Source organism: Kineosporia sp. A_224, assembly GCF_002198655.1.
In the GTDB taxonomy this organism is placed as follows: Bacteria; Actinomycetota; Actinomycetes; order Actinomycetales; family Kineosporiaceae; genus R-H-3.
The window spans coordinates 23,766-48,259 of the sequence record NZ_MWLN01000040.1 but is presented as its reverse complement, the minus strand read 5'-3'; the positions used below and the strand labels follow the sequence as shown (position 1 = coordinate 48,259).

The window sequence follows — 24,494 nt, the reverse complement described above, 5'->3', positions numbered from 1 at the left end:
CCCGATTGCTCACGACCAACACCCTGACCGACCCGCTCGCCAAGATCTACAAGACACGCCCTAGTCACTGTGGCCGTCGAGCGCCTGCGGCGTCGCTGCCCCATGAAGCACGCTCCACCTTCGACCCGGCGCCACCTGTCCCGACGACGGCAGCTACGAGGTCATGCCCTCGGTGCGGGCGGTCAGGCAGAACTCGTTCCCCTCGGGGTCGAGCAGAACGATGTGCCCCTCGTACTCAGCGGCGATCGTGGCGCCCAGCGTCTGCAAGCGGTCGGCCTCCGTACTCAAGGACTCGCACCGCAGATCCACGTGAACGCGGTTCTTGACCGTCTTGGATGCCGCGACGAGCTGAAAGAAGAAGCGGGGTCTCACGCAGGGCGCCTCGACAAGCACCGTGGGATCGTCCTCAGGGTCGAAGATCCCCTTGGCACGCAGACGGGCCAGTTCGGCCTCGTCGTAGGGAGCAACCTCGAAGCCGTCGAGCGCGGCAGCCCAGAAGCGCGCCAACGACGCAGGATGACGACTGTCGAAGACGACATCATGGAGTCCGGCCACGGCACGACCCTCCCAGGTCAGAGCGAGAGCCGAAGGGGAGCCATCGAAGTTCCACGACCTTGGACCGTGCTCTGCCGCTTTCCGGCTCCTGCTGGCTGAGGGCGATGATGGCGGGGAGTGTGGCGAGGACCAGCATCGTCGGGTCGAGCCGGACGGACATGGCGATGGCCGTTCCGAGTCGAGGAGGTTGTGGGTGCCGGCGCTTCGCGTGATCAACAGGGCCATCGACGCGGCCTCGATCGCGGCGGTCCTGTACGTCGGTTGGCAGGTGGTCCACGGGGTCGACGAACCGAGGTTCGTCGGACCGACGGTCGCGCTGATCGCGCTGTCGATCGCGTCGGAGATGTTTCTTCTTCGCCGGCGGAAGCAGGCGGGCGAAGCGGCACCTCGCCAGGTGCCCTGAGGTCCGTCGAGTCCACTCGACTCCGGGTCGTGGCACGGGCCTGCGCTGCGATGTCGTCGTCCGGGCTGACTGGACGGCGACCTCACCTGGGTTCGTCGGCCGGCCCGATCCGGTACCCGACGCCGCGGACCGTCTGCACGATCGAGCGCCCGTCGCCGCAGGTTCCGAGCTTCTGCCGCAGCCGGTGCACGTGCTCGGTCACCGTGGCCTCACCCTGCCAGCCCTTGCTGCTGCCCCAGACGTGTCGCAGCAGCTGGGTGCGGGTGAAGACCTGCCGCGGGTGCCGGGCGAGGAAGGCCAGCAGGTCGAACTCCTTGGCCGTGAGCTCGAGCGCGTGGCCGTCGATCGTGGCCTCGCGGCTGGTCTCGTCGATCCGGAGGCCGGCCGTCGGGCTGACCGGGGCGCCGCCGTTGCCCGAGCGCCGCAGGACGGAGCGGACCCTCGCTGCGAGCTCCCCCGGCGAGAACGGCTTCACCAGGTAGTCGTCGGCGCCCAGGTCGAGCCCGACGATCCGGTCGGTCTCTCCGCTGCGCCCCGAGAGCACGATGATGGGTAGCCCCGCCGACGTCCGGTCCCCGCTGCGCACCCGGCACAGGACGTCGAGCCCGCTCATCCCCGGAAGGGACAGGTCCAGCACGACCAGGTCCGGCCGGTCGTGCTCGATCCGGGACAGAGCGGTGATCCCGTCACCGGCCACGAACACGACGAACCCGTCCGCCTCGAGCTGCCAGGTCACCACCGCCCGCACCCGATGGTCGTCGTCCACCACGAGCACACGACGGCCCGCGACTGCATCCATCGACGGCCTCCTCACCCAAGGGCGACCGCGTCGTCGCCAGAGGTGTGACCTGTGCTGCCAAAACCTACCTGATGAGGCGTCTCGACGGGGTTTGCGCAGCAGCGAGGGATATGACCGCGTTGAGCGTCCGTTGAGAAGGTGTTGTCCGCTCTGTGACAGGCACCGCGCAGGCTGGGTCCGACAACAGCCGCACCCGGGAGGACCCTCATGACCGAGACGATGCGCGCTTTCGTGATCAAGAAGGTCGGCGAGACCGGTGTTGTCGACAAGCCGATCCCTGAGCCCGGCCCCGAAGAGGCCATCGTGCGCACCACCGCCGCACTGATCTGCACCTCGGACGTGCACACGGTCAAGGGGGCCCTGCCGGTGCCCGACGGTCGCACCCTCGGGCACGAGTCGGTCGGGGTGATCCACAAGCTCGGCTCGGCGGTCACCGGCTTCACCGAGGGGCAGCGTGTCGTGGTCTGCGCGGTCACACCGTGCTACCGCTGCAGCTACTGCCAGCGCGGCTTCACCAGCCAGTGCGGTGGGGCGCTCGGCGGGTACAAGTACACGACCCAGATGGACGGCAACATGGCGGAGTACTTCGTCGTGCCCGCGGCCGCGGCGAACCTGACCCCGCTCCCGGACGGCATCACGGACGAGCAGGCCGCCTACTGCTGCGACATGCTGACCACCGGCTTCATGGGGGTCGAGCACGCCTACCTCCAGTTCGGCGAGACGGTCGCGATCTTCGCCCAGGGCCCGGTGGGGCTGAGCGCGACGATCGGCGCGAACCTGATGGGCGCCGGCCGGATCATCGCCGTCGAGTCCCGGCCCGAGCGCCAGGAGATGGCCAAGCGCTTCGGCGCCGACGACATCGTGGACTTCACCAACGGCGACCCGGTCGACCAGATCATGGAGCTGACCGGCGGCCAGGGGGTCGACGCGGCGATCGAGGCGTTCGGCTTCCCGGCCACCTTCGAGGGCTGCCTGCGGGTGACCAAGGCGGGCGGGCGGGTCTCGAACATCGGCTACCACGGCGAGAACCCGAACCCGCTGCAGCTCCCCCTCGACGCGTTCGGGCTCGGGATGAACGACAAGGCGATCCACACCGGCTTGTGCCCGGGCGGCAGCGAGCGGATGACCCGGCTGCTGCGACTCCTCGAGAGCGGCCGGATCGACCCGACGCCGATGACCACCCACACGTTCGCCTTCGACGACATCGGCCGCGCGTTCGAGATGATGACGACCAAGGAGGACGGGATCATCAAGCCGCTGATCACCTTCGGCTGATCTGTAAGGCTGGCTTGTCAAAGGGTGTGTGGGGGCACCGCCGGTGGTTGCCGGCGGTGCCCTGCCACCGTGTGGCCCGACGAGGGGCCGCGATCGGCGACCACGTGGACGGCGCCGCTAGGGCGCAGGGACCGCGCGCAGGGTGACGAACCCTGTACCGCCCTGCTCCCGCAGCACGCTCTTGGTCGTGGGGTCGAGTTCGATGGTGGTCTCACCGTTCGGGGGCACCTCCACCGCCGTCACGTCCCTCACCAGGGTGGCCTGCTGGGGCACACCGGCCTCTGCCGCCCGCAGGACCATGAGCACGACGCGGATGTGAACCGGGGCAACGTTGGGGTTCTCCAGCCGGACCTGTTCGGCGAGCATGTCGTAGTCCAGCTCCCGGCCCTGCGCGTCGATCGACGTGACGCCGACCGGTTCGGTCGCGACCGGCACGTCGATGGCCGCGGACATCGTGATCTCGAACGTGACGTCGCGGACCTCACCCGCGCGAGCCCCCTGGAGCTGGACGAAGTCGACGGATCCGCCGGGCATGACGATGGCCCGCCCGGCCTCGGTCCCGAACGCGGTCGTGACGGTCACGTCGGGCATCTCCACGTCGCTCGCGTCACGGGCGACCAGCCGTCCCTGGAGGGTGACCGGCCTCTTCGTCGGGTTCGAGAAGTCAAGGCTCATGTCGACGTACCCCGTCGGAGCGATCCGCGTGAAGTCCGTGTCGAAGCCCGTGCGCCCCTGGGCCGCCCCACCGCTGCAGGCGCTGAGCGCGACGAGCAGGCAGGCTGCGGCGGCCGACGCCGTCCGGTGGATCATTGCGGCATTGTGCAGCACGCCGTCGCGCGGCCGACGGCTGGCGGCGACCCGAGCTCGGCCGGACGCCGCAACCCTGGTTGCAGGGGCATGCACGCCACAGCGTGCTGACGGCTGCATCGAGCGATGCAGCACCAGTTGATGACGCCGCGAGCACGGGCCGCTCAACCCACGGCAGCTCAGGAGACTGCGCGCGGTCCGTCCGCCGGCGAGCCGTCCGGGTCGACGCCGCGCATGTACCGCGCGGCGAGCTTCGGGTAGCGCCGGGCAAGGGCGGCGTTCGACTCGTCGATCGGCTCCCCCGACGGCACGTGCAGGTACAGCGGGTAGTCCGGCAGGTCGAGCATGTCGGTCCCGGTCCTGGCCCGGTACACGTCGAGCGCGAGGAACTCCAGGTCCTCGGCCGCCCCGAGCTGCTCGTCGTCCGTCGGGCCGCGCCCCGCGAGCGAGTCGGGGTCGGAGCGGAAGTCCGTGTAGACGTCGCGTCCCTGGAACATGACCCACGTCCGGAGGTCGGTGAAGGCGTCCTCGCTCGTGAACCCCATGACGACCTCGGCCGCCGCGAGGTGGCGCCACGTGAGGATGCCGTTGCTCAGGTCGACGCGGCGCTTCTCGTACGCGAGCAGGTCCTCGGCCGGCAGCTCGGACAACCGCAGCCGCACCAGGGCCGCCTGCTGCTCCGGCCCGTCCCAGGTCGTCCCCTCGACGAGCGACCAGAACCGGTCCTCGTCCATCTGACCCTCGATCGGTACCGGTGCGGGCACGCTGACGACCGGCGGCCGCACCCCCTCGGGCGGACCACCTCCCGGGCGGCCGCAGCCGCTCAGCCCCGCGAGCGCGACGACGACGCACACCACCACGGCCCGCATGAGACCTCCCGCCCGGACGACGACCGGTGCAGGACGCTAGCGCCCGCGAACGCCGCCCGGTCGCCACGACGACGCAGTACCGTCACCGCCGTGGACGCCCGCATGGTCGAACGGCTGCGGCGCAGCCGTGACCCTGCGCTGGCCGTCGGCCTCGCGCTGCTCGCGCTGATCCCGCCCGACACGACGGACACCGGTCGGGCGCCGGGCGGGGTGCGCTACCTGCTGCTGGCCCTCGCGACGCTGCCGCTGGCGCTGCGCGCCCGCTTCCCGCTCCCGGTCCTGGCGACCGTCGCCACCGCGATCACCGCCAACGGCGCGCTCGGCTTCGGCAGCGGGCCCGCCTGGTTCGGGCTGGCCCTCGCCGCCTACACCGTGACCGCCTCGCACGAGCCGCGGGTCGCCCTGGCGGCTGTCGCGACCGGCGTCACGGCCGCCCTCGCGGCCCCGACCGTGGCCGGTGAGACGGTCGGTGTCGAGGACTTCCTCGGCGGGGCGCTGCTGCTCGCCCTGCCCACCCTGCTCGGTGACAGGGTGTTCGCGGCCCGGGCCGCGGCGCAGGCCGCGGCACGGGACGAGCGGGAGACGATCGCCCGCGAGCTGCACGACTCCGTCGCCCACGCGCTGAGCGTCATCGTGGTCCAGGCCGACGCCGCGGACGCGATCCTCTCGACCGACCCCGACCGGGCCCGGACGGCACTGGCGGCGATCCGGGAGACCGGCCGCACCTCGCTCGCCGACATGCGCCGCCTCGTCGTGGACATCCGCTCCGAGGAGGGCCTGGCCCCGCTGCCCGGCCTGTCCGACCTCCCGGCCCTCGTGGCCGCCGAGCGTGCACGCGACCTGGACGTCGAGCTGGTCGTCGCGGGCCCGCTGCCGACGATCGCGCCGTCCGTGGACCTCACGGTCTACCGCATCGTCCAGGAGTCGCTGACGAACGTCCGCCGGCACGCGCGGGCCTCCCGCGCCCGCGTCGAGCTGCGCTTGGTCGACGGCCGGCTGCACGTCGAGGTCGCGGACGACGGCCGCGGCGCCGCGGCGGCCGCGCGCGGGCAGGGGCTCGTCGGCATGCAGGAGCGCGCCGGGCTGTGCGGCGGCACGCTGCACGCGGGGAACCGCCCCGATGGCGGCTGGCACGTGGTCGCGAGCCTGCCTGTCGGGAGGCCGTGATGACGATCCGGGTGCTGCTGGCCGACGACCAGGAGCTGATCCGCACCGGGCTGCGCACGATGCTGGACCCGGAGCCCGGCATCGACGTCGTCGGGGATGCCGCGGACGGTGCGGCGGCGGTCGAGCAGGCCCGCGAGCTGCGCCCCGACGTCGTCGTCATGGACGTCCGGATGCCGGTGCTCGACGGGATCGAGGCGACCCGCCGGCTGCAGGCGCTCCCGCACCCGCCGAAGGTGCTCGTGCTCACCACGTTCGACCTGGACGAGCACGTCGCTGCGGCGCTCGGCGCGGGTGCGAGCGGGTTCCTCCTCAAGGACGCCGGCCGGCACCAGATCGCCGAGGGGATCCGGGTCGTCGCGGCCGGCGAGGCCCTGCTCGCGCCGACCGTCACCCGCCGCCTGCTGGAGCGGTTCGCCGACCGGTTGGCCCCGGTACGACGACCGCCCGGCCTGGCCGGCCTCACCGAGCGCGAGACCGAGGTGCTGCGCCTGGTCGCCCGGGGGCTGTCGAACACCGAGATCGCCGCCGCCCTGGTGGTCTCGGAGCCCACGGTGAAGACGCACGTCGGCCACATCTTCGCCAAGCTCGGCCTGCGCGACCGCGCCCAGGCAGTCGTCCTGGCCTACGAGCACGGCGTCGTCCGTGCACCGGATCGGGCACCGGATCGAGCACCGGATCACCCCGCAGGATGAGCCGGACCATCCCCGGGGACGACGACGGGACGCCACCGGCTCCCTAGCGTCGACGGCATGCGACTGCGCCTCACCCCCGCCCTGACCCTGCTCCTGCTGGCACCGTTCGTCGGCGAGGTGATCTCGACGTCCACCTCCCTGTTCGCCCTCCCGCTGCCGCAGATCGGCGGCTTCGCCGTGGTGCTGTACGGCGGGGGCGCACTGCTGGTCCGGGAGGTGGTGCGCCGGCTGGGGCTGGGGGTCACCGGTCTGCTGCTGCTCGGCGCCGCCTACGGCGTGTTCGAGGAGGCCCTCGTCGTGCGCAGCTGGTTCGCCCCGGAGTTCTCCGGGACGGCCGCGGAGGCCGCCTACAGCCGGGTCTGGGGGACCAACGTCAACAACGCCGTCCACCTGACCCTGTTCCACTCCGTGGTGAGCATCTGGGCGTCGATCACCCTCGTCGAGCTGCTGTTCCCCGACCGGCGGACGACGCCGTGGGCCCGCCGTCGTGGTCTCGCCGCGGCCGCCGCGGGACTCGTCGCGGTCCTCGCGCTGTCGCTGGCGACCGATGCCTTCTTCCCCGTCCCGCTGCCGCAGTTCCTCGCCGCCTGCGCGCTGACGGGGCTCCTTGTCGCGCTCGCCCTGCGCAGGCGGGGCCGGGTCCCCACGCCGGCAGCATCCACGCCCGCGCCGCTGCCGGCCCGGACGTCGTACCGAACAGCGGCCGCAGTGCTCGCCGTCGCCGTGGCCACGGCCGGCCACTTCGTCCTGATCTGGAGCCTGCCGCACTCCGCCGTGCCCTGGCCGCTCGGGTTGTCGCTCGCGGTGCTCCCGCCGACCGCGGCGCTGCTGTACTGCCGTCGTCTGCGCCTCCAGCCCCCCGAGCACCGGGCCCTGGCCGTCATCGTCGGACTGCTCGCACCGCTCGTGCTGCTCGACGTGCTGCTCGGCCTCGGCGGGCGCATCGACCTGCTGCTCACGGCCGCGATCAGCATCGCCGGGCTGGCCTGGATCGCCGCTCGCACCCACCGGCAGCTGCGCCCGGTACCCGTCGACCGCCTCGGTGGCGCGCACCTGGTCTGGCTCCCCCGCGTCGCCGGCCGCCCGCCCTAGGCTCGGGGCCATGCCCGTGGAAGTGCTCCCCGCCAACAGGTTCGACGACGTCGCGACGATCCTCGGACCGAAGAACCCGACGTCGTCGGTGTGCTTCTGCCTGAGCCACCGGCTCGACGCGAAGACCAACAACTCCCTCGTCGGGCCGGCCCGCGCGGCCTACGTCCGGGACCTGTGCGAACGGGACGTCGCCCCCGGCGTCCTCGCGTACGCCGACGGCGAGGTCGTCGGCTGGGCCGCGGTGGCACCGCGGGCCGGGCTGCCCTTCGCGCGCTCGAGGAAGATCCCGCACGTCGACGACCTGCCGGTGTGGTCGGTGTGGTGCTTCCGGGTGCGCCCCGGGCACCGCGGCCAGGGGCTCGCGCACGACCTGCTCCGTGGTGCGGTCGGGTTCGCCCGCCACCACGGCGCCCCGGCCGTCGAGGGCTACCCCGTCGACAACCGCGGCGCGAAGGTCGACCTGACGATGGCGTACGTCGGCACCCGGTCGCTCTTCGAGGCCGCCGGGTTCACGAAGGCCGCCGACACCAGCGCCGTCTCCGGCGGCTTCCCGCGCGTCGTCATGCGCCTCGACCTGCGCTGACCGCGCGGGCCCGGGCGGCCCCGGCCGATGCCGCCACGACGGCGCACGTCGACCGCGCGCGGATCCCCGCCCCGTGTAACGCTGGGCCCGCCTCTGTGCACCGACGCCTGAGACCGTCCGCCACCAGACCGCCGGAGCCGTCGATGTCCCTGTTCTCCCGCACCGCCCGCGAGCGCGACCCCCGCCTCCCCCCGGGCCAGTACGACGCCGGTGACACCTTCCCGGTGCTCACGGCCGAGGTCGTCCCGCGGATCGACCCGTCGCAGTGGTCGTTCCGGATCGACGGGCTCGTCGCCACGACCCGGACCTGGACCTGGGACGACGTCCACCGGCTCCCCGCCTCGGTCTACGAGGGCGACATCCACTGCGTGACGACGTGGTCCAAGCTCGGGACGTCGTTCGGCGGGGTCAGCCTCGACACCCTGCTCGCCGAGGCCGGTCCGCTGCCGACCGCCACGCACGTCGTCGCGTGGAGCTCCACCGGCTACACGACGAACCTGCCGCTCGAGCACGTCACCGGCGGCAAGGCGTGGGTCGTCTGGGAGCACGAGGGCAAGCCGCTGACGACCCCGCACGGCGGTCCGGTCCGCCTCCTCGTACCGCACCTGTACTTCTGGAAGAGCGTCAAGTGGGTCGGCGGGCTGCGGCTGCTCGACCACGACGAGCCCGGGTTCTGGGAGACCCGCGGCTACCACGAGCTCGGCGACCCGTGGACCGAGCAGCGGTACGACGGTGACTGAGCCGACGGCGACCGGGCAGACCGGGCAGGCCGACCTCCCGCCGCTGCCGACCCTCGGCGGGCTGCCGCCGCTGCCGACGCTCGGCCCGGTGGGGCGCCGTCCGCCGCCCGGCGGGGCCCGCCGGGAGTGGGTCACCGCGACCGTCGAGGCGTGCACCGAGGAGACCGCGCACGCCCGGACGCTGCGGCTGCGTCTGCCCGACGGCACCCCGGCGCACACCCCTGGGCAGCACTACGTCGTCCGGGTCCGGCGCGACGACGGGTCATGGGCCCAGCGTTCGTACAGCGTCGCCTCGGCCCCGGCGCTACCGCCCGCCCCGCCGACCGTCGACCTCACGGTCGAGCGGCTCGACGACGGCGAGCTGTCGCCCTACCTGCACTCGCTGCACGTCGGCGACCGGGTCGAGCTCCGCGGACCGTTCGGCGGCTGGTTCGTCTGGCGCGGCGAGCGCCCCGTGCTGCTCGTCGGCGGCGGCAGCGGGGTCGTCCCGCTCGCGTCGGTGCTGCGGGCCTGGCAGCAGCGCGGCCGCCCGGGCGGCGACGGTGCGATGCACCTCGTCGTGTCGGTCCGCTCCCCCGCGGACCTGTTCTACGCCGCGGAGCTCACCGGCTCCCCGGACGTCACCGTCGTGCACACCCGGACGGCACCGGACGGCGCCGCCCGGCCGCCCGGCCGGCTCACCGTCGACGACCTGCGCCCGTACGTCCCGGCCGCGCCGGACGCCCTCACGGTCTACGTCTGCGGCTCGGCCGCGTTCGCCGAGGGGGCCACCGGCCTCGTCGTCGGCGCGGGTGTCCCGGCGTCCGCCGTCCGGGTGGAGGCCTTCGGTCCGTCCTGACGAACCTGACCCCCGTCGCCACGGTTTCACCCGGTCGGACGACGGGACGCCGCGCCGCTCACCGGCTGCCGGTCGGCGGGGCCTGACGGCCCCGGGGCGGACGCACCCGTTCGGCGCGCGCGGGGCCGTCCGGGGCCGCCCGGCGCACGCACCGTCACGGGGCCGGCCGCCGTCCGGGCGACCACCGGTCGGGCGAGGCCCCGCGCCCCTCCCGGCACGCTGGTCGGGACAGTGTCGGACGGCTGCGGGGGCGGTCGCGTTCAGGGAGAGCCCGTGCTGCGTCGGCGACGGACCGCCATCCTCACCTCTGCCTGCGTGGCAGCCCTTCTCGCCGTTCCCGGGGTCGCCGAGGCGGCCACGAGCGCCGGCGCCCCGGAGGTCACCGAGGCGACCGGACGGGTCGAGACCGTCGTCGTCGACCCGGTCGACAGCCGGGTCCCCGCGGCCGCGGGCCGGGCCCCCGCCACGACGGCGACCCACACGAGCGCCCAGACGAAGACGGTCGTCGAGGTCGGCGGCCGACTCCTCGAGGTCCCCGCCGACCTCGCCCGCACCCGGCTCGCGAGCGCCCGCCCCGGCGACACCGTCCGGGTCACCGTGTCCACGCCCCGCCGCGGCCGCGCGTCGGTCGTCGCCGCCGCCCCGACCGGACGGCGCCGCGCCGCGGCGACGAGTGTTCTCGGTACCCACACGCTGACGCTGCTGCCGGTCTACTTCACGGCGAAGGACTCCCAGACCCAGGCGACCCTGCAGAACCTCGCCGACCTCACGGCGAACTTCTGGACCCAGCAGTCGGGCTCGCGGATCTCGATGACCGCGACCGCCAAGGACTGGAAGCAGGTCGCGAACCCGGCCTCCTGCGACTACTCGGCGATCTACAGCGCCGCGCTCGCCGCCCACGGCGTCGCCGCCCCGACGAACCTGTACCAGCACGTCGTCGTCTACTTCCCGCAGCGCAGCGACTGCGGCTGGGCCGGTCTCGGCTCGGTGCTCGGGACCCGGACCTGGATCAACGGCTACCCGTACGTCGAGGTCGTCGCCCACGAGCTCGGCCACAACTTCGGGATCGGGCACGCGAACACGGCCGTGTGCACCGACGGCGGCGTGCGGGTCGCGCTGTCGGCGACGTGCACGAACACCGAGTACGGCGACTCCGTCGACGTCATGGGCTCCGGGTACTGGAACAACACGCCGGGCAACCTCAACGTCGCGCTCGCCGACTACCTCGGCCTGGCGACGGTCACCACGGTGGCCGCCGGCTCGTCGGCGTCGGTCACGGTCGCCCCGACCGCCCAGCTCACCGCGAACCGGGCCGTCCGGGTCGACCTGCCGTCCGGCGTCCCCGTGTACGTCGAGTACCGGCCCAACGCCGGCCGCGACTTCCGGGCGTCCGCGTGGGCCGGGGTGCAGGTGCGCCAACGGGTCACGCCGTACGGCTACCCGGCCTCCCAGCTCCTCGACATGCAGCCCGCGACCTCGTTCTCGAACGTCTCCCTGCCCACCTGGGCGGTCTGGCCGGTCCCGGGCACCGGGCTGTCGGTCAAGGTCACCGACCTCACCTCGACCGGCGCGACGGTGAGCGTCGTCCCGACGGCGAACGATGCGACGGCCCCGGCGAAGGTCACCCCGACGTCACCGGCCGCCGGGCAGACCGTGCCCGTCGGCTCGACGATCGCCTGGACCGCCGCCACGGACGCCGGCGGCTCCGGCACCGCGGCCTACGCCCTGTCCGTCGACGGTGTGCTCCGGACCCGGGTCGGCGCGACGACGACCTCGTGGACGCTCCCGTCCCTCGCCGACGGCTCCCACACCGTGCGGGTCGACGCGACCGACAACGCCGGCAACACGACGGCCGGCACCCTCGTCACGTTCACCGTCTCGAGCACGACCGCGGCCGGCCCGGCCCGGATCCTCACGCCGGCCACAGGTGCCTTCACCGGCAGCACCGCGACCGTGACCTGGACCGTCGACAAGGCGACCGCCGCCGCTGTCCTCGTCGACGGCTCCGTCGCCGCGACCGTGGCGTCCGGCACGACGACCGCCACCGTCACCGGTCTCGCCGACGGCGGCCACACGCTCACCGTCGCCTCCCGGAGCAGCGCGGGTGCGACGACCGCGACCTCCGCGGCGGTCACGGTCACGACCGACACCACGGCGCCGACGACTCCGTCCGGGCTCGTGGTCGCCGGGACGAAGGCGACGTGGACGGCGTCCACCGACGCGACGTCCGGCCTCGCCGGCTACCGGGTCGCCCTCGACGGCGGCTCCTGGAGCACGGTGACGACGACCGCGGTCTCGTTCACCGTCCCCGACGGCACCCACTCGGTCGCGGTGAAGGCGCTCGACCGCGCGGGCAACACCTCCGGTGCGGCGACGGCCTCCTTCGTCCGCGACGCGAGCGCCCCGACCGGCCTGGCGATCACCGCCCCGGCGGCGAACGCCCTGCTCACCTCGCGGTCGACGACCCTGACCTGGAGCGCCGCGGCCGACGCCCAGAGCGGCGTCACCGGCTACCGCGTCACCGTGCCCGGCGCGGCCCAGCCGGTCGTCGTCGACGCAGACACCCTCGGCTACCCGCTGACCCTGCCCGAGGGCCTCTCGACCCTCAAGGTCGCCGCCCTCAACGCGGCCGGCGGGGCTGCTGAGCAGTCCGTCAAGGTCACCGTCGACACCGTGGCCCCGGCCGTGCCGAGCGCCCTCACGGTGCCCCGGGACGGCACGCGGCTCACCTGGAAGGGCTCGACCAAGGACGGCGGGACCCCCGTCTCGTTCCGGGTCGTCGTCGACGACGGCGCCGTGGTGACCGCCACGGGCACGAGCCTGACCCTCGCGCTCGCGCCGGGCCTGCACACCTTCGCCGTCCGTGCGGTCGATGCCGCCGGCAACACCTCGGCGGCCGGCACGCTCAGCCGCTGGGTCGACACCACGGCGCCCACGGCGCCGACGCTCACCTCGCCGACCGAGGGCTCGCCGTCCGGCTCCCGGACCGTCGCCCTCACCTGGTCGTCGGCGACCGACGCCGAGAGCGGCATCGACGGGTACGTCGTCACCGTGAACGGTCGCAAGCTGAGCCCCCTCGGCGCCGACGCCACCGGTACCTCGGTGACGGCCACCGCGGACGGCCGGCTCGTGGTCGCGGTCGCCGCGGTGAACGCCGCCGGCCTCACCGGCCCGTCGTCGTCCCGCACGGTCCTCGTCGACACGGCTGCGCCGGGCACGCCGTCCCGGCTCGCCGCCTCCGCGGCGGGTGTCCTCACGTGGAAGGCCGCGACCGACCGGGGCAGCGCCGTGTCGTACCGGGTCGCCGTCGACGGCGGGACGCCGGCCACGGTCACCGTGCCGACCTTCACGACGGCGGAGGCGGGCCAGCACACCTTCACCGTGACCGCCGTCGACGCGGCCGGGAACACCTCGGCGCCCGCGACGCTCACCGCGTGGCTCGACGCGAGCGCGCCGTCGGCGCCGGCGCCGGTCGCGCCGTCCGCCGGCGGGATCGTGGCGACCCGGTCGCCGGTCGTCACCTGGGACCCCGCGGTCGACGACGAGACGGGCGTCGTCGCCTACCGGGTCAGCGTCAACGGCCGACCGGCCGCGACGACGTCCGGCAACGCGACGAGCGCGCAGGTGTCCGTGCCCGAGGGCGCGGTGACGGTGACCGTCACCGCGGTCAACCAGGCCGGGGTGCTCAGCGAGGCGGGCCGGCTGGCCCTGGTCGTCGACACGACGCGGCCCAAGGCGCCGGCCGGCGTCTCGGTGTCGTCCGCGGACGACATCACGTGGGGCACGGCCCTCGACGGCGGGACGGCGGGCACCGGGGTCGTCGGCTACGTCCTGTACCTCGACAGCGTGGAGAGCGAGCGGGTGGCAGCGGCCGGCGGGACGACCCACCCGGTGACGACCCCGGGCGGGACGCACGTCTGGTCGGTCGCGGCGGTCGACGCCGCGGGCAACGTGTCCGCGCGCGGGTCGGCGGCCGCGGTCACGCGCTGACGGGTGGTGGCGCCGACGGGGCCGTCGGGACGCGCAGGGTCAGGCGCTGCGGTCCACGGGCCGCATGAGGACGGCGTCCAGGGTCGTGCGGCCGTCCGGCCAGACCGTGAGCCGGACGGCGTCCCCGCGACGGGCGAGCGCGCCCGGGCACGATGCGGAGGCGACGAGCAGCGCGGAGCCCCAGGTCGCTCTGAGGCGGCCACCGTCAGCCAGCACGACCGCCCCCGCCTCGTCGGCGGAGACGACGCGACCGGTGATCATGCGTAACCGTGCGGCCACGCGCGGCGAGGGTGTCCCCATGGCAGTGACGGTACGTCCCACCCGGGGCCGTGCGCTACGGCGAATCCGTCTTCTCGGGTGACGGTGTGACGGGCGTCTCCCCCGCGTGGGCCCCGATCTCCTCGCGGGCGGCGACCCGCGCCGGGTGCGGCCAGAGGCCGTCGACCGCCGCGTTGAGGGCCGCACCGATGAGCACGGCGATCGCGAGGAAGTACATCCAGATGAGGACGACGATCGGGGTCGCGAGCGGGCCGTAGATCGAGGCGCCGCCGACGGACGCGGAGATGACGACGCGGAGCACGAAGCTCGCGAGCACCCAGATGACGAGGGCGAGGACCGCCCCTGGGACGTCGCGGCGCCACGGCGTCCGGATCGGGGTCGCGACGTGGTAGAGCGTCGCGAGCGCCACGACGGTGAGCACGGTGACGACCGGCCAGTACAGCGAGGACATCCAGGCCAGCGACGGCAGCCCGTCGATGCGCTGCGAGAGGAACGTCTGGAGCAGGTTCGGGCCGAGCAGGATGAGCGGCAGGATGACGATCCCGACGAGCAGCGCGGCGACGTACATCGAGAAGGACAGCGCCCGGGTGCGGACGATCCCGCGGTGGCCGCCCAGCCCGTACATGATCGAGCAGGTGTCGATGTAGACGTTGAGCGCCCGCGAGCCCGACCACAGCGACAGCAGGAAGCCGATGGAGACGATCTCCCCGCGGCCGCCGTCGAGGACGTCCTCGAAGGTCGGCAGGATGACCGTGGAGACGGCGTCGGCCGTGAGGAAGGTCTCGGCGAGCTGCCGGATCCGGTCCTGGAGGTCGGTGAGCACGTCCTGGCCGAGCCGCTGGCCGACGAAGCCGATGCTCGCGACGAGACCGAGCACGAGCGGCGGCATCGACAGCAGGGTGAAGAAGCCGGCCTCCGCGGCCAGCCCGGTCACCCGGTAGCGCATGCAGATCCGGAACGTCCCGGCGGTCAGCCGGCCGAGGACCGCCAGGGCCTGCCGCACCTGAATCCTCTCCGTGCTCGGGACGGGTACGGAACCCCGGCGCCGTACCTGCGTCTCCGCGCTCACGGCACCACGGTAACCACCCGCGACACGCCCCGCGGCCCGCCGCGCCAATCACGCACCGTGAGGATGGTCGTCCTGGGCCATCTGGGTGGGTACGGTGGCTTCCGTGGCCGAGTCGGACGACGACCTCAACCTCGTTCCGCAACCGGTCGACCGCGATCTGTTCGGTGAGGACACCGTGCTCGTCGAGGCCGTCCGCCGGTACGGGGCCGAGCAGCACCTCGGCCGGCTGCGTGACCTCGGCCGCCAGGCCGGCTCGCCCCGTGCCCTGCGGTGGGCCGAGTTCGTCGACGCCAACCCGCCCCACCTGCGCACCCACGACCCGTTCGGGCGCCGGGTCGACGAGGTCGAGTACCACCCCGCGTGGCACCGGCTGCTCCAGGCCGGGGTCCGGGCCGGGCTCACCGCGTGGCCGTGGGAGGCCGGGTCGGACGCCGCGGCGCACGCCGCGCGGTCGGCGGCGCTCCTCGTGTGGTCCCAGCTCGAGACCGGCCACACCGGCGCCCTGACGACGAGCTACGCGGTCGTCCCGGGGCTGCGCGCCGACCCGGACCTGGAGAAGGTCTGGCTCCCCCGGCTCGCGTCCCGGGCCTACGAGTCCAGCCTGCGCCCGCCCGCGGAGAAGCTCGGCAGCCTCGCCGGCCTCGCGGTCACCGAGCGGCAGGCCGGCAGCGACCTGCGGACGACGCGGACGGTCGCCGCCCCGGAGCCCGGCGGTCCGCTGGAGTCCGGCGAGACGTACCAGCTCACCGGGCAGAAGTGGTTCTGCTCCTCGCCGATGAGCGACGTGAGCGTCGTGCTCGCGCACGCCCCCGGCGGGCTCACGACGTTCCTCGTGCCGCGGGTGCTCGCGGACGGGTCCCGGAACACGTGGCGGCTCATGCGGCTCAAGGAGACCGTCGGGCAGCGCTCGGCCGCGGCCGCGGAGGTCGAGCTCGCCGACACGTGGGGGGTCCGGCTCGGCGACGAGGGTCGCGGGCTGCGGGTGCTCACCGACATCGCGGCCTCGACGCGCCTGGACGGCGTCGTCTCCTCGGCGGGCCTCATGCGGGCCGGCGTCGTCCGCGCCGTCCACCACGCCCGGCACCGGCACGCGTTCGGCTCGCCGCTCGCCGACAAGCCGCTCATGCAGAACGTCCTGGCGGACCTCGCCCTGGAGAGCGAGGCCGCGACGCTGCTCGCGATGCGCCTGGCCGCCGCAGTCGACGCGGGCGAGACCGACTTCCTGCGGGTCGCCGTCCCGGTCGCCAAGTACTGGGTCTCCAAGCGCTCCGTCGTGCTCCTCGCCGAGGCGATGGAGTGCCTCGGCGGCAACGGCTACGTCGAGGAGCACGGGGTCGCCCGGCTCTTCCGGGACTCGCCGGCGTCCTCGATGTGGGAAGGTACCGGGAACATCAACGCCCTCGACGTGCTGCGGGCGATGTCGGTCCAGCCGCGGTCGATGGAGGTCCTGCTCGGGGAGGTCGACCGGGCCCGGGGCGCGGACCAGCGCCTCGACGCGGCGATGGACGAGGTGGCCGGGTTCCTCCAGGCCGCCGCCCGTGAGGCGCGTCGCGACCCCGGGGCGGTCGAGGGCGGTGCACGATGGATGGTCGAGCGGCTCGCCGTGGTGCTGCAGGCCGCGCTGCTCGTGCGGTACGCACCGGGGCCGGTCTCGTCGGCCTTCCTCGCGACCAGGGTCGCGGGCGGCGGCGGGACGCTCTTCGGCACGCTGCCGGTCGGCCGCCGCTCGACGCAGACGATCGTCGACCGGGCGCTGCCCGCGTGAGGTGACCGCGCACGACGGACGACGTGGCGTTGGTCACGGGGAGGGGTGGACCGGACCAGGCGTGGGGGCCCGTTCGACGGGCAGTGCCGCAGCGGCATCGACACAATTCGGCAGGCGCCCGGTGATGGGCGGCCCGCGTTCGTGATGGGGAGTTCAGTGGAGATCTGGCCCGGTGTTCCGTACCCGCTCGGGGCGACCTTCGACGGGGCGGGGACGAACTTCGCCATGTTCTCGGAGATGGCCGACAGGGTCGAGCTCTGCCTCGTGAGCAGCGACGGCACCGAGGAGCGCATCGAGCTGTCCGAGGTCGACGGCTTCGTGTGGCACTGCTACATCCCCCGGATCGGTCCCGGCCAGCGCTACGGGTTCCGGGTGCACGGCCCGTACGACCCGTCGACCGGCTGCCGCTGCAATCCCTCGAAGATCCTCCTCGACCCGTACGCGAAGGCGATCGAGGGCCAGATCGACGGCCACGAGTCGCTCTTCTCCTACCGCTTCGACGACCAGAAGAAGTTCAACGACCTCGACAGCCTCGGGCACACGATGATGTCCGTCGTCGTCAACCCCTACTTCGACTGGGGCAACGACCGGCCGCCGCGCCACGAGTACCACGAGAGCGTCATCTACGAGGCGCACGTCAAGGGCCTGACGATGACCCATCCCGGCATCCCGGACGACATCCGCGGCAGCTACGCGGCGATGGCGCACCCGAGCGTCATCCAGCACCTCACCGACCTCGGCGTCACGGCGGTCGAGCTCATGCCCGTGCACCAGTTCGTGCAGGACACGACGCTCGTCGACAAGGGCCTGGCGAACTACTGGGGCTACAACACGATCGGCTTCTTCGCCCCGCACAACTCCTACTCCTCCGCCGGCCAGCGCGGCCAGCAGGTGCAGGAGTTCAAGGCGATGGTCCGGGCCCTGCACGAGGCGCACATCGAGGTCATCCTCGACGTCGTCTACAACCACACGGCCGAGGGCAACCACATGGGCCCGACGCTGTGCTTCCGCGGCATCGACAACGGCGCCTACTACCGCCTCGTCGACGAGGACCGCTCGCACTACTACGACACGACGGGCACCGGGAACAGCCTGCTCATGCGGCACCCGCACGTCCTGCAGCTCATCATGGACTCGCTGCGCTACTGGGTGCAGGAGATGCACGTCGACGGCTTCCGCTTCGACCTCGCCGCCACCCTGGCCCGGCAGTTCCACGAGGTCGACCGGCTCAGCGCGTTCTTCGACATCGTCCAGCAGGACCCGGTGATCTCCCAGGTCAAGCTCATCGCCGAGCCCTGGGACATCGGCGAGGGCGGCTACCAGGTGGGCAACTTCCCGCCGCTGTGGACCGAGTGGAACGGCAAGTACCGCGACACCGTCCGCGACTTCTGGCGTGGCGAGCCGGCGACGCTCGGCGAGTTCGCGTCCCGGATCACCGGCTCGAGCGACCTCTACCAGGACGACGGCCGGCACCCCATCGCGAGCATCAACTTCGTCACCGCGCACGACGGCTTCACCATGCGCGACCTCGTGTCCTACAACGACAAGCACAACGAGGCGAACGGCGAGGGCAACAACGACGGCGAGAGCCACAACCGGTCGTGGAACTGCGGCGCCGAGGGCGACACCGACGACGAGACGGTCGTCGCGCTGCGCGCCCGGCAGCAGCGCAACTTCATCGCCAGCCTCATGCTGAGCCAGGGCGTCCCGATGCTCCTGCACGGTGACGAGCTGGGCCGCAGCCAGGGCGGCAACAACAACGGCTACTGCCAGGACAACGAGATCTCCTGGGTCGACTGGAAGCTCGAGGAGTGGCAGAACGAGCTCCTCGCGTTCACCCAGCACCTCATCGCGCTGCGCAAGCAGCACCCGGTGTTCCGCCGCCGACGGTTCTTCGCCGGCGCGCCCGACCAGGGCGGCCGCAGCGACGTCGGCGACATCGACTGGCTGACCCCGGCCGGCACGCCGATGCAGTCCCAGGACTGGCAGAACGGGTACGCCCGCGCCGTCCAGGTGTTCCTCAACGGCGAGCGCATCGTCGAGCCCGACAAGCGCGGCCAGAAGGTCCTCGACGACTCGTTCCTCATCGTCTTCAACGCGCACTACGAGGACCTCGAGTTCACCATGCCGCCGAAGGAGTACGGCACCTTCTGGTCGGTCGTCGTCGACACCGCGGACGACGAGACGAGCGGCATCGAGGGCGGCGACACGTTCGCGCCCGGCGACGTGCTCGTCGTCGCGTCGCGCTCGCTCGTCGTCCTGCGGCGCCCGCTGGACCTCGCGGGCGACGCGACGATGTCGGCCGCCGCGACCGCCACGGCGCAGACGCCGAGCAGCGCCCGGGCCGTCCCGCAGGGCACGGACCCGAAGACGCTGCCCCGCGGCGACCGCTCGGGCAAGAACCTGCCGCCGCCGCGGCCCGCGCTCGGCTCCCGGGCCCGCAGCTACGCGCCGCGGCCCGCCGTCCCGGCGCAGCCGCGGTACACCCTCCCCGACGAGCTCGCGGCGGAGCTCGCCGGGGAACCGTGGTCGGACGGGAGCGCCGACCCCGTCCCCGGGCAGCACGCATGACGGCCTCGGACGCCGACCCGACGGCTGCGACCACGGCCCCGGCGACGTGCCCGACGAGCACCTACCGGGTCCAGCTGCGCCCGGGGTTCGGCTTCGACGACGTCGCAGCGGTCGCGGACCACCTCACCGCGCTCGGGATCACGCACGTGTACCTGTCCCCCGTGCTCGAGGCGACACCCGGTTCGACGCACGGCTACGACGTCGTCGACCACGACCTGCTCTCGACGCAGGCCGGTGGTCACGAGGCCCTCGACCGGATGACGGCCGCGCTGTCGGCGCGGGGGCTGTCGGCGGTCGCGGACGTCGTCCCGAACCACATGGCCGTGCCGACGCCGGTGCGGCTCAACCACGCGCTCTGGTCGGTGCTGCGGGACGGCCCGGCGTCGCCCTTCGCGGACTGGTTCGACGTCGACTGGTCGGTGCCGGACCGGGCCGTCCTCATGCCGGTGCTCGGGGACCGGATCGGCACCGCGCTCGTCCGCGGCGAGATCACCCTCGACCGCAGCGGCGGCGAACCCGTGCTGCGCTACTTCGACAAGGAGTTCCCGGTCCGGCCCGGCACCGACACGCTCCCGCTCGAGGAGCTCGTCGACCGGCAGTGGTACCGGCTCGCGTGGTGGCGGGTCGCCGACGAGGAGCTGAACTACCGCCGGTTCTTCGACGTGGACACGCTGGCCGCCGTCCGGGTCGAGCACCCCGAGGTCTTCGACCTCACGCACCGGGTGCTCGTCGACCTCGTCGCCTCGGGCGCCCTGACCGGGCTGCGGATCGACCACCCGGACGGCCTCGCCGACCCGCGCGGCTACCTCGACCGGCTCGCCGAGGCGACCGGGGGCACCTGGGTCGTCGTGGAGAAGATCGTCGAGGGCGACGAGTCGCTGCCCGCCGACTGGTCGTGCGCCGGGACGACCGGCTACGACGCGCTCATGCGGGTCGGCGGGGTCTTCGTCGACCCGGCGGGCGCCGCCCCGCTCGACCGGCTGCTCGTCGAGCTCACCGGTGAGACGGAGTCGTTCGAGGCCGTCGTCGACCAGGCCAAGCGCGAGGTCGTCGAGCAGAGCCTCTACGCCGAGGTGCACCGGCTCACCGACCTCGTCTTCGAGACGTGCCACGCGGACGTCGCCCTGCGCGACCACCCGCGCCGGCACCTGAAGGCCGCCCTCGTCGAGCTGCTCGTCGCGTTCGACCGGTACCGGGCGTACGTCGTCCCGGACGAGCCGGCTCCCGCCGAGCAGGTGGCCGTCGTCGAGGCGGCCGCCGCGCGGGCCCGGGAGAAGCTGCCGGAGGAGGCCCGCGAGGCGCTCGACGTCGTCGTGGACCTCGTGCTCGCCCGGCCGACCGGCACCCTCGCGTTCGACGGCCGGGAGGTCGCACGCCGCCGCGAGCTCGCCGTCCGGTTCCAGCAGACCTGCGGTCCGGTCATGGCCAAGGGCGTGGAGGACACCGCGTTCTACCGCTGGCACCGGCTCGTCGCGCTCAACGAGGTCGGCGGCGACCCGACCCACTTCGGCGTCCCGCCCGAGGAGTTCCACGCCTACGCGGCCCGGCTCGCCCGGGACTGGCCGGCGACGATGACGACGCTGTCGACCCACGACACGAAGCGCTCCGAGGACGTCCGGGCCCGGCTGGCCGGGCTGTCGGAGCTCACCGAGGAGTGGGCCGAGGCGGTCCGCGGCTGGACCGAGCAGGCGCTGCGCTTCCGGTCGTCCGAGGGCCACCCGGACCCGGCCACCCAGTACCTGCTCTGGCAGACCCTCGTCGGCACGTGGGACGACGGCCCGATCCCGCTCGACCGGCTCGGCCCCTACCTGGAGAAGGCGACCCGCGAGGCGAAGCGGTACACCTGGTGGACCCGCCCGGACCCCGCCTACGACGAGGCGGTCCAGGGCTACGCCGCGGCCGTGCTCGGCGACGAGGCGCTGCTCGGGGACGTCGCACGCTTCGGCGCGCTGCTCGACCCCGTCGCCCGGGTCAACACGTTGGGGCAGAAGCTGGCCCAGCTGACGATGCCCGGCGTCCCCGACGTGTACCAGGGCTGCGAGACCGTCGACCTCTCGCTCGTCGACCCGGACAACCGCCGCGACGTCGACTTCGACGACCGCCGCGACCGGCTCGCCCGGCTCGACGCCGGCGAGAAGCCGCAGGACGTCGGTGACGAGAAGCTCCTCGTCACCTCGCGCGCGCTGCGCCTGCGCCGCGACCACCCGGACTGGTTCGCCGGCCCGGCCTCCGGCTACGCCCCGGTCGGGACGACGACCGGCACGCCCTCGCCTTCGCCCGCGGCCCCCGGGTCGGCAACGGGAACGGCGACGGCGCCGCCCCGACGCCGTCCGCGGTGACCGTCGTGACCCGCCTGCCCGTCGCGCTCGAACGCCACGGCGGCTGGGGCGACCACACGATCTTCGTCCCCGAAGGCCGGTGGCGCGACGTGCTCACGGGCGTCGCGGTGGACGGCGGCGCGGTCCGGCTCGCCGACCTGCTCGAGGCGCTGCCCGTCGCGTTGCTGGTGCGCGAGGGCTGACGGCTCTCGCGCGCACTCGTCCTCTGGTGTGAAAAGCACGCGAAGCCTCCCGGCCCGGCGTCCTCTGGAGGCTTGGGCACCCCAAGAGGTCTGTGACACGTGGGAAAGGCACCAGAGAAGAGGCGCGCGGCGAGGAGCGACGCCGCTCCCGAGGCGGAGGCGATAGTCGGGTCGATGGTTGTGTCCTCCTGCACGCCCTGACGTGCAGGAGGACACAACCATCCACTCGTTCACGACCTCCTTCGCTCGGGGTCGTCTACCCTCGCCCCTGTTGATCACTCGAAGAAGGGGTGTGACCCGTTGAACCCACCCGCGTTCACAGCCGTTCCCCCCGACGTCGCCGACCGCACCGGCATCTCCATCGACCCGGCCGGACAGTCCGTCACGCTCTCGCTGCCCGGCCTGCGGGCGCAGTCCGAGACGGGCCGCACGGACACTCCCGTAGCAGCGACGCACACCCTGCCCCTCTCGATCGCCGGCGCATCCGACGGCGTCACGATCCGGTTCACGATCGACGGGTACGCGCAGACCAACGACAACGGCCGCGGCTACACCATTCTGGGAGTGAACGGCCAGACAGCGGTCCGACGGTTCGGCGAAGACGCGGATGACCAGTTCTCGCTCGCGCTTCGATTCAGCGGCAGACTGACGACACGATGTGACATCACCGTCGCCCTCGTCGCCGAGGCCGACACCGCGAACCCGTATTCCGCCGCACACCTTTCCGTCACGTACCTGAATGCTCTGATCCTGGGCCAGGGCGAGGCACTCCCCTGATGGCTCCCGGCAAGGGGCGAATCCTTTGAAGAATCTCTTCCGATGCTCCTGAGAATGACAAGTTATTGTCATACCCCGCCGCCTGGTGATCGTTTATGGTGACGATCACGGGCGAATGATGCGGGCGACGGGGCTCCGCTTCTCGTGGGGACGCGCCCTGTTCGTGCACTTCAGCACTACGGGGTTCGAGATGGCCGAGGCGTACAAGCTGGGCATATTCCTGATCTTCACGAAAGCGTACCGAACCTCATTCTTCGGAAAGGTCTATCCGCCCGGCTCCGGGGGTCAGATCACCCGCATCCGAAAGGGCTGGTTGACCACGTCTTTCGACCTGAGGCTGAAGGACGGCACCTTCCTTCGAAAAGTTCCGCTGGAGTACTTCCGGGCATGAGCGGCGACGGTGTGCGCTGCCCGCACAGCTGAGGGCGGCGTCCCGCCTCTTGCTCTGCCCTCACCGATGAGGGTGGGAGCGACACGCGCCACAGTTTCGCCGTTACTGCTCGACACACCGGCATGTGACCGAGGTGTCGCCGAGCAACGACGAACCTGTGGCGCGCCGCCCGTCCGTCGAGCGCCACAACGCAACCACAACTCCCCTCCTGGGCCTGTCGCGGCGTCCAGAAGGCACTTGTGGTTGCGTTCTGGCGGCCCCTTCCCGAACCACCCTCACTGGTGAGGGCAGAGCAACGGCTCCGCAGGGGCACGCCAGGACCGGGGCGGCGTCGGAGGCAGCGTCCCGGCACCCTGGTCATCCTCTGGGTGAGGACGGGCGAGGGCGTGGCGCTCGGGGAGTACGTCGCCGCGCGCCAGGTGGCACCGCCGCCACGGCCTCAGCCGACGGCACCCTCGGGGTTCGGCAGCACCGACCCGGCAGTCGCCGGGCGGCCGCCGGTGAGGATCGGGACGCCGTCGACCGGCGAGCCGAACTCGGGGCTGTACTTCTCGCTGTGCCGGAACGTGTCGACGAAGGTCTGCAGGCGCGGGTCCGACGGGGAGTCGAGGCGCAGCTGGTAGCCCCACGCGCTGATGACGACCGGTGAGGGCAGCTTCTCGTCGGCCCACGGGCTCACGACGACGTACCGGTTCGCCTGGCCGGGGGCGCTCTGCTCCTCGATCGGCGTCTGCTTCTCGACGAACGCGGTGAGGGCTGCGACGTCGGCGGCGGCGAGCCCGGGGCGGTAGGTGATCCAGACGGCGCCGTGCTCGAGGTCGTGGACGGCGCGCTCGCTCGGCACCGGCGCGGTGTAGACACCCGCGTTGAGCCAGATCCCGTTGTGCGGGCCGCCGACCGGCGGGACCACCGCGTAGTCCACAGACTCGGCGACATGGTTGTGCTCGAGCGCGCCCGGCGGGGTGGTCGCCTCGTCGTAGCCCGAGGTGTCCCAGGCGAGCAGGCCCTTGATCGGCTCGGGCGCCTTGACGCTCTTCGGCTCCTGCTGCAGCAGCGGGCCGCCGGTGACGGCCTGCGGCGCGACCTCGCCCGCGGGCGCCGCGGCCGCGGTCGACGACCCGGCCGGCGGCGCCGTCATCGGGCCCTCGGACTCCTCCGACGACCCGCTGGTGCCGCCGCCCGCCGCCCCGGACGAGGCCCCGCTGCAGCCCGCGAGCACCGTCAGGGCGAGCAGCCCGGCCACGGGCAGCGCCCACCGTCGCCCGGTGCCCCGGGCCCGTCGATCAGTCGTCACGAGCGCAGACTCTAGAC

20 protein-coding genes and 1 pseudogene are annotated in these 24,494 nt (G+C 73.1%); 14 read left to right on the top strand and 7 right to left on the bottom strand.

The annotated features are described in order from the left end of the window. Positions 1 to 153: 153 nt before the first annotated feature. Complete coding sequence (locus EDJALFJO_RS02990; RefSeq protein WP_088282058.1) at positions 154 to 555, bottom strand: VOC family protein; 402 nt, start codon at positions 553 to 555, stop codon at positions 154 to 156. 193 nt (positions 556 to 748) lie between these two features. Here EDJALFJO_RS02990 and EDJALFJO_RS02985 point away from each other — a divergent pair, with 193 nt between their 5' ends. Beyond that, complete coding sequence (locus EDJALFJO_RS02985; RefSeq protein WP_088282056.1) at positions 749 to 958, top strand: hypothetical protein; 210 nt, start codon at positions 749 to 751, stop codon at positions 956 to 958. 82 nt (positions 959 to 1,040) lie between these two features. Here the strand turns inward: EDJALFJO_RS02985 and EDJALFJO_RS02980 are convergent, their stop codons facing one another. Further along, the gene (locus tag EDJALFJO_RS02980; protein WP_088282054.1) at positions 1,041 to 1,757 is read right to left on the bottom strand and encodes a response regulator transcription factor; all 717 of its coding nucleotides are present in this window, start codon (positions 1,755 to 1,757) and stop codon (positions 1,041 to 1,043) included. Positions 1,758 to 1,964: 207 nt separating this feature from the next. Here EDJALFJO_RS02980 and EDJALFJO_RS02975 point away from each other — a divergent pair, with 207 nt between their 5' ends. After that, complete coding sequence (locus tag EDJALFJO_RS02975; protein ID WP_088282052.1) at positions 1,965 to 3,032, top strand: NAD(P)-dependent alcohol dehydrogenase; 1,068 nt, start codon at positions 1,965 to 1,967, stop codon at positions 3,030 to 3,032. A 117-nt stretch (positions 3,033 to 3,149) separates the two neighbouring features. Here the strand turns inward: EDJALFJO_RS02975 and EDJALFJO_RS02970 are convergent, their stop codons facing one another. Both EDJALFJO_RS02970 and EDJALFJO_RS02965 read right to left on the bottom strand, forming a co-directional pair. Next, positions 3,150 to 3,974 (bottom strand): hypothetical protein, encoded by an 825-nt coding sequence (locus EDJALFJO_RS02970; RefSeq protein ID WP_143448256.1) that lies wholly within the window; start codon positions 3,972 to 3,974, stop codon positions 3,150 to 3,152. A 44-nt stretch (positions 3,975 to 4,018) separates the two neighbouring features. Further along, entirely contained in the window at positions 4,019 to 4,708 is a 690-nt protein-coding gene (locus tag EDJALFJO_RS02965; RefSeq protein ID WP_088282048.1) for a DUF4240 domain-containing protein, read from the bottom strand. A 90-nt stretch (positions 4,709 to 4,798) separates the two neighbouring features. Here EDJALFJO_RS02965 and EDJALFJO_RS02960 point away from each other — a divergent pair, with 90 nt between their 5' ends. From EDJALFJO_RS02960 to EDJALFJO_RS02930, 7 genes are all read left to right on the top strand, one after another. Continuing rightward, positions 4,799 to 5,875, top strand: coding sequence for a sensor histidine kinase (locus tag EDJALFJO_RS02960; protein ID WP_088282046.1), 1,077 nt, complete (start codon positions 4,799 to 4,801; stop codon positions 5,873 to 5,875). Next, positions 5,875 to 6,567, top strand: a complete 693-nt coding sequence (locus EDJALFJO_RS02955) for a response regulator transcription factor (RefSeq protein ID WP_088282044.1) — start codon at positions 5,875 to 5,877, stop codon at positions 6,565 to 6,567. Before EDJALFJO_RS02960 ends, EDJALFJO_RS02955 begins: the two co-directional genes overlap by 1 nt. A 57-nt stretch (positions 6,568 to 6,624) precedes the next feature. Further along, entirely contained in the window at positions 6,625 to 7,659 is a 1,035-nt protein-coding gene (locus tag EDJALFJO_RS02950) for a hypothetical protein (RefSeq protein ID WP_088282042.1), read from the top strand. A gap of 10 nt (positions 7,660 to 7,669) precedes the next feature. Beyond that, positions 7,670 to 8,242 (top strand): GNAT family N-acetyltransferase, encoded by a 573-nt coding sequence (locus tag EDJALFJO_RS02945; RefSeq protein ID WP_088282075.1) that lies wholly within the window; start codon positions 7,670 to 7,672, stop codon positions 8,240 to 8,242. 143 nt (positions 8,243 to 8,385) lie between these two features. After that, complete coding sequence (locus EDJALFJO_RS02940; RefSeq protein WP_088282040.1) at positions 8,386 to 8,982, top strand: sulfite oxidase-like oxidoreductase; 597 nt, start codon at positions 8,386 to 8,388, stop codon at positions 8,980 to 8,982. Beyond that, positions 8,975 to 9,820: an FAD-binding oxidoreductase gene (locus EDJALFJO_RS02935; protein WP_198949950.1), complete on the top strand. Its 846-nt coding sequence runs from the start codon at positions 8,975 to 8,977 to the stop codon at positions 9,818 to 9,820. The genes EDJALFJO_RS02940 and EDJALFJO_RS02935 overlap by 8 nt, the downstream gene beginning before the upstream one ends. Positions 9,821 to 10,135: 315 nt before the next feature. Beyond that, positions 10,136 to 13,810 (top strand): Ig-like domain repeat protein, encoded by a 3,675-nt coding sequence (locus tag EDJALFJO_RS02930; protein WP_088282038.1) that lies wholly within the window; start codon positions 10,136 to 10,138, stop codon positions 13,808 to 13,810. Between the two features lie 39 nt (positions 13,811 to 13,849). On the opposite strand, the gene EDJALFJO_RS02925 is transcribed toward EDJALFJO_RS02930, so the two are convergent. Further along, on the bottom strand, positions 13,850 to 14,071 hold the full coding sequence (locus EDJALFJO_RS02925; RefSeq protein WP_088282036.1) for a hypothetical protein: 222 nt from the start codon (positions 14,069 to 14,071) through the stop codon (positions 13,850 to 13,852). Positions 14,072 to 14,144: 73 nt separating this feature from the next. After that, on the bottom strand, positions 14,145 to 15,092 hold the full coding sequence (locus EDJALFJO_RS02920) for a YihY/virulence factor BrkB family protein (RefSeq protein WP_233149652.1): 948 nt from the start codon (positions 15,090 to 15,092) through the stop codon (positions 14,145 to 14,147). 169 nt (positions 15,093 to 15,261) lie between these two features. Here EDJALFJO_RS02920 and EDJALFJO_RS02915 point away from each other — a divergent pair, with 169 nt between their 5' ends. From EDJALFJO_RS02915 to EDJALFJO_RS02895, 5 genes and pseudogenes are all read left to right on the top strand, one after another. Next, a complete protein-coding gene (locus tag EDJALFJO_RS02915; protein ID WP_088282034.1) occupies positions 15,262 to 16,923 on the top strand; it encodes an acyl-CoA dehydrogenase family protein in 1,662 nt (553 codons plus the stop codon). A 156-nt stretch (positions 16,924 to 17,079) separates the two neighbouring features. After that, the gene (gene glgX, locus EDJALFJO_RS02910; RefSeq protein WP_088282032.1) at positions 17,080 to 19,494 is read left to right on the top strand and encodes a glycogen debranching protein GlgX; all 2,415 of its coding nucleotides are present in this window, start codon (positions 17,080 to 17,082) and stop codon (positions 19,492 to 19,494) included. Beyond that, a pseudogene (gene treY / locus EDJALFJO_RS02905) lies at positions 19,491 to 22,015 on the top strand (malto-oligosyltrehalose synthase). The gene glgX and the pseudogene treY overlap by 4 nt, the downstream one beginning before the upstream one ends. Before the next feature lie 300 nt (positions 22,016 to 22,315). After that, positions 22,316 to 22,792: a hypothetical protein gene (locus EDJALFJO_RS02900; protein ID WP_088282030.1), complete on the top strand. Its 477-nt coding sequence runs from the start codon at positions 22,316 to 22,318 to the stop codon at positions 22,790 to 22,792. An 85-nt stretch (positions 22,793 to 22,877) separates the two neighbouring features. Next, positions 22,878 to 23,183 carry a hypothetical protein gene (locus tag EDJALFJO_RS02895; RefSeq protein ID WP_143448255.1) on the top strand — a complete coding sequence of 102 codons (306 nt, stop codon included), beginning with the start codon at positions 22,878 to 22,880 and terminating at the stop codon, positions 23,181 to 23,183. 439 nt (positions 23,184 to 23,622) lie between these two features. Here EDJALFJO_RS02895 and EDJALFJO_RS02890 read toward each other — a convergent pair whose 3' ends face one another. Beyond that, positions 23,623 to 24,477: a DUF3105 domain-containing protein gene (locus EDJALFJO_RS02890; protein WP_198949947.1), complete on the bottom strand. Its 855-nt coding sequence runs from the start codon at positions 24,475 to 24,477 to the stop codon at positions 23,623 to 23,625. Between the last annotated feature and the right edge of the window lie 17 nt (positions 24,478 to 24,494).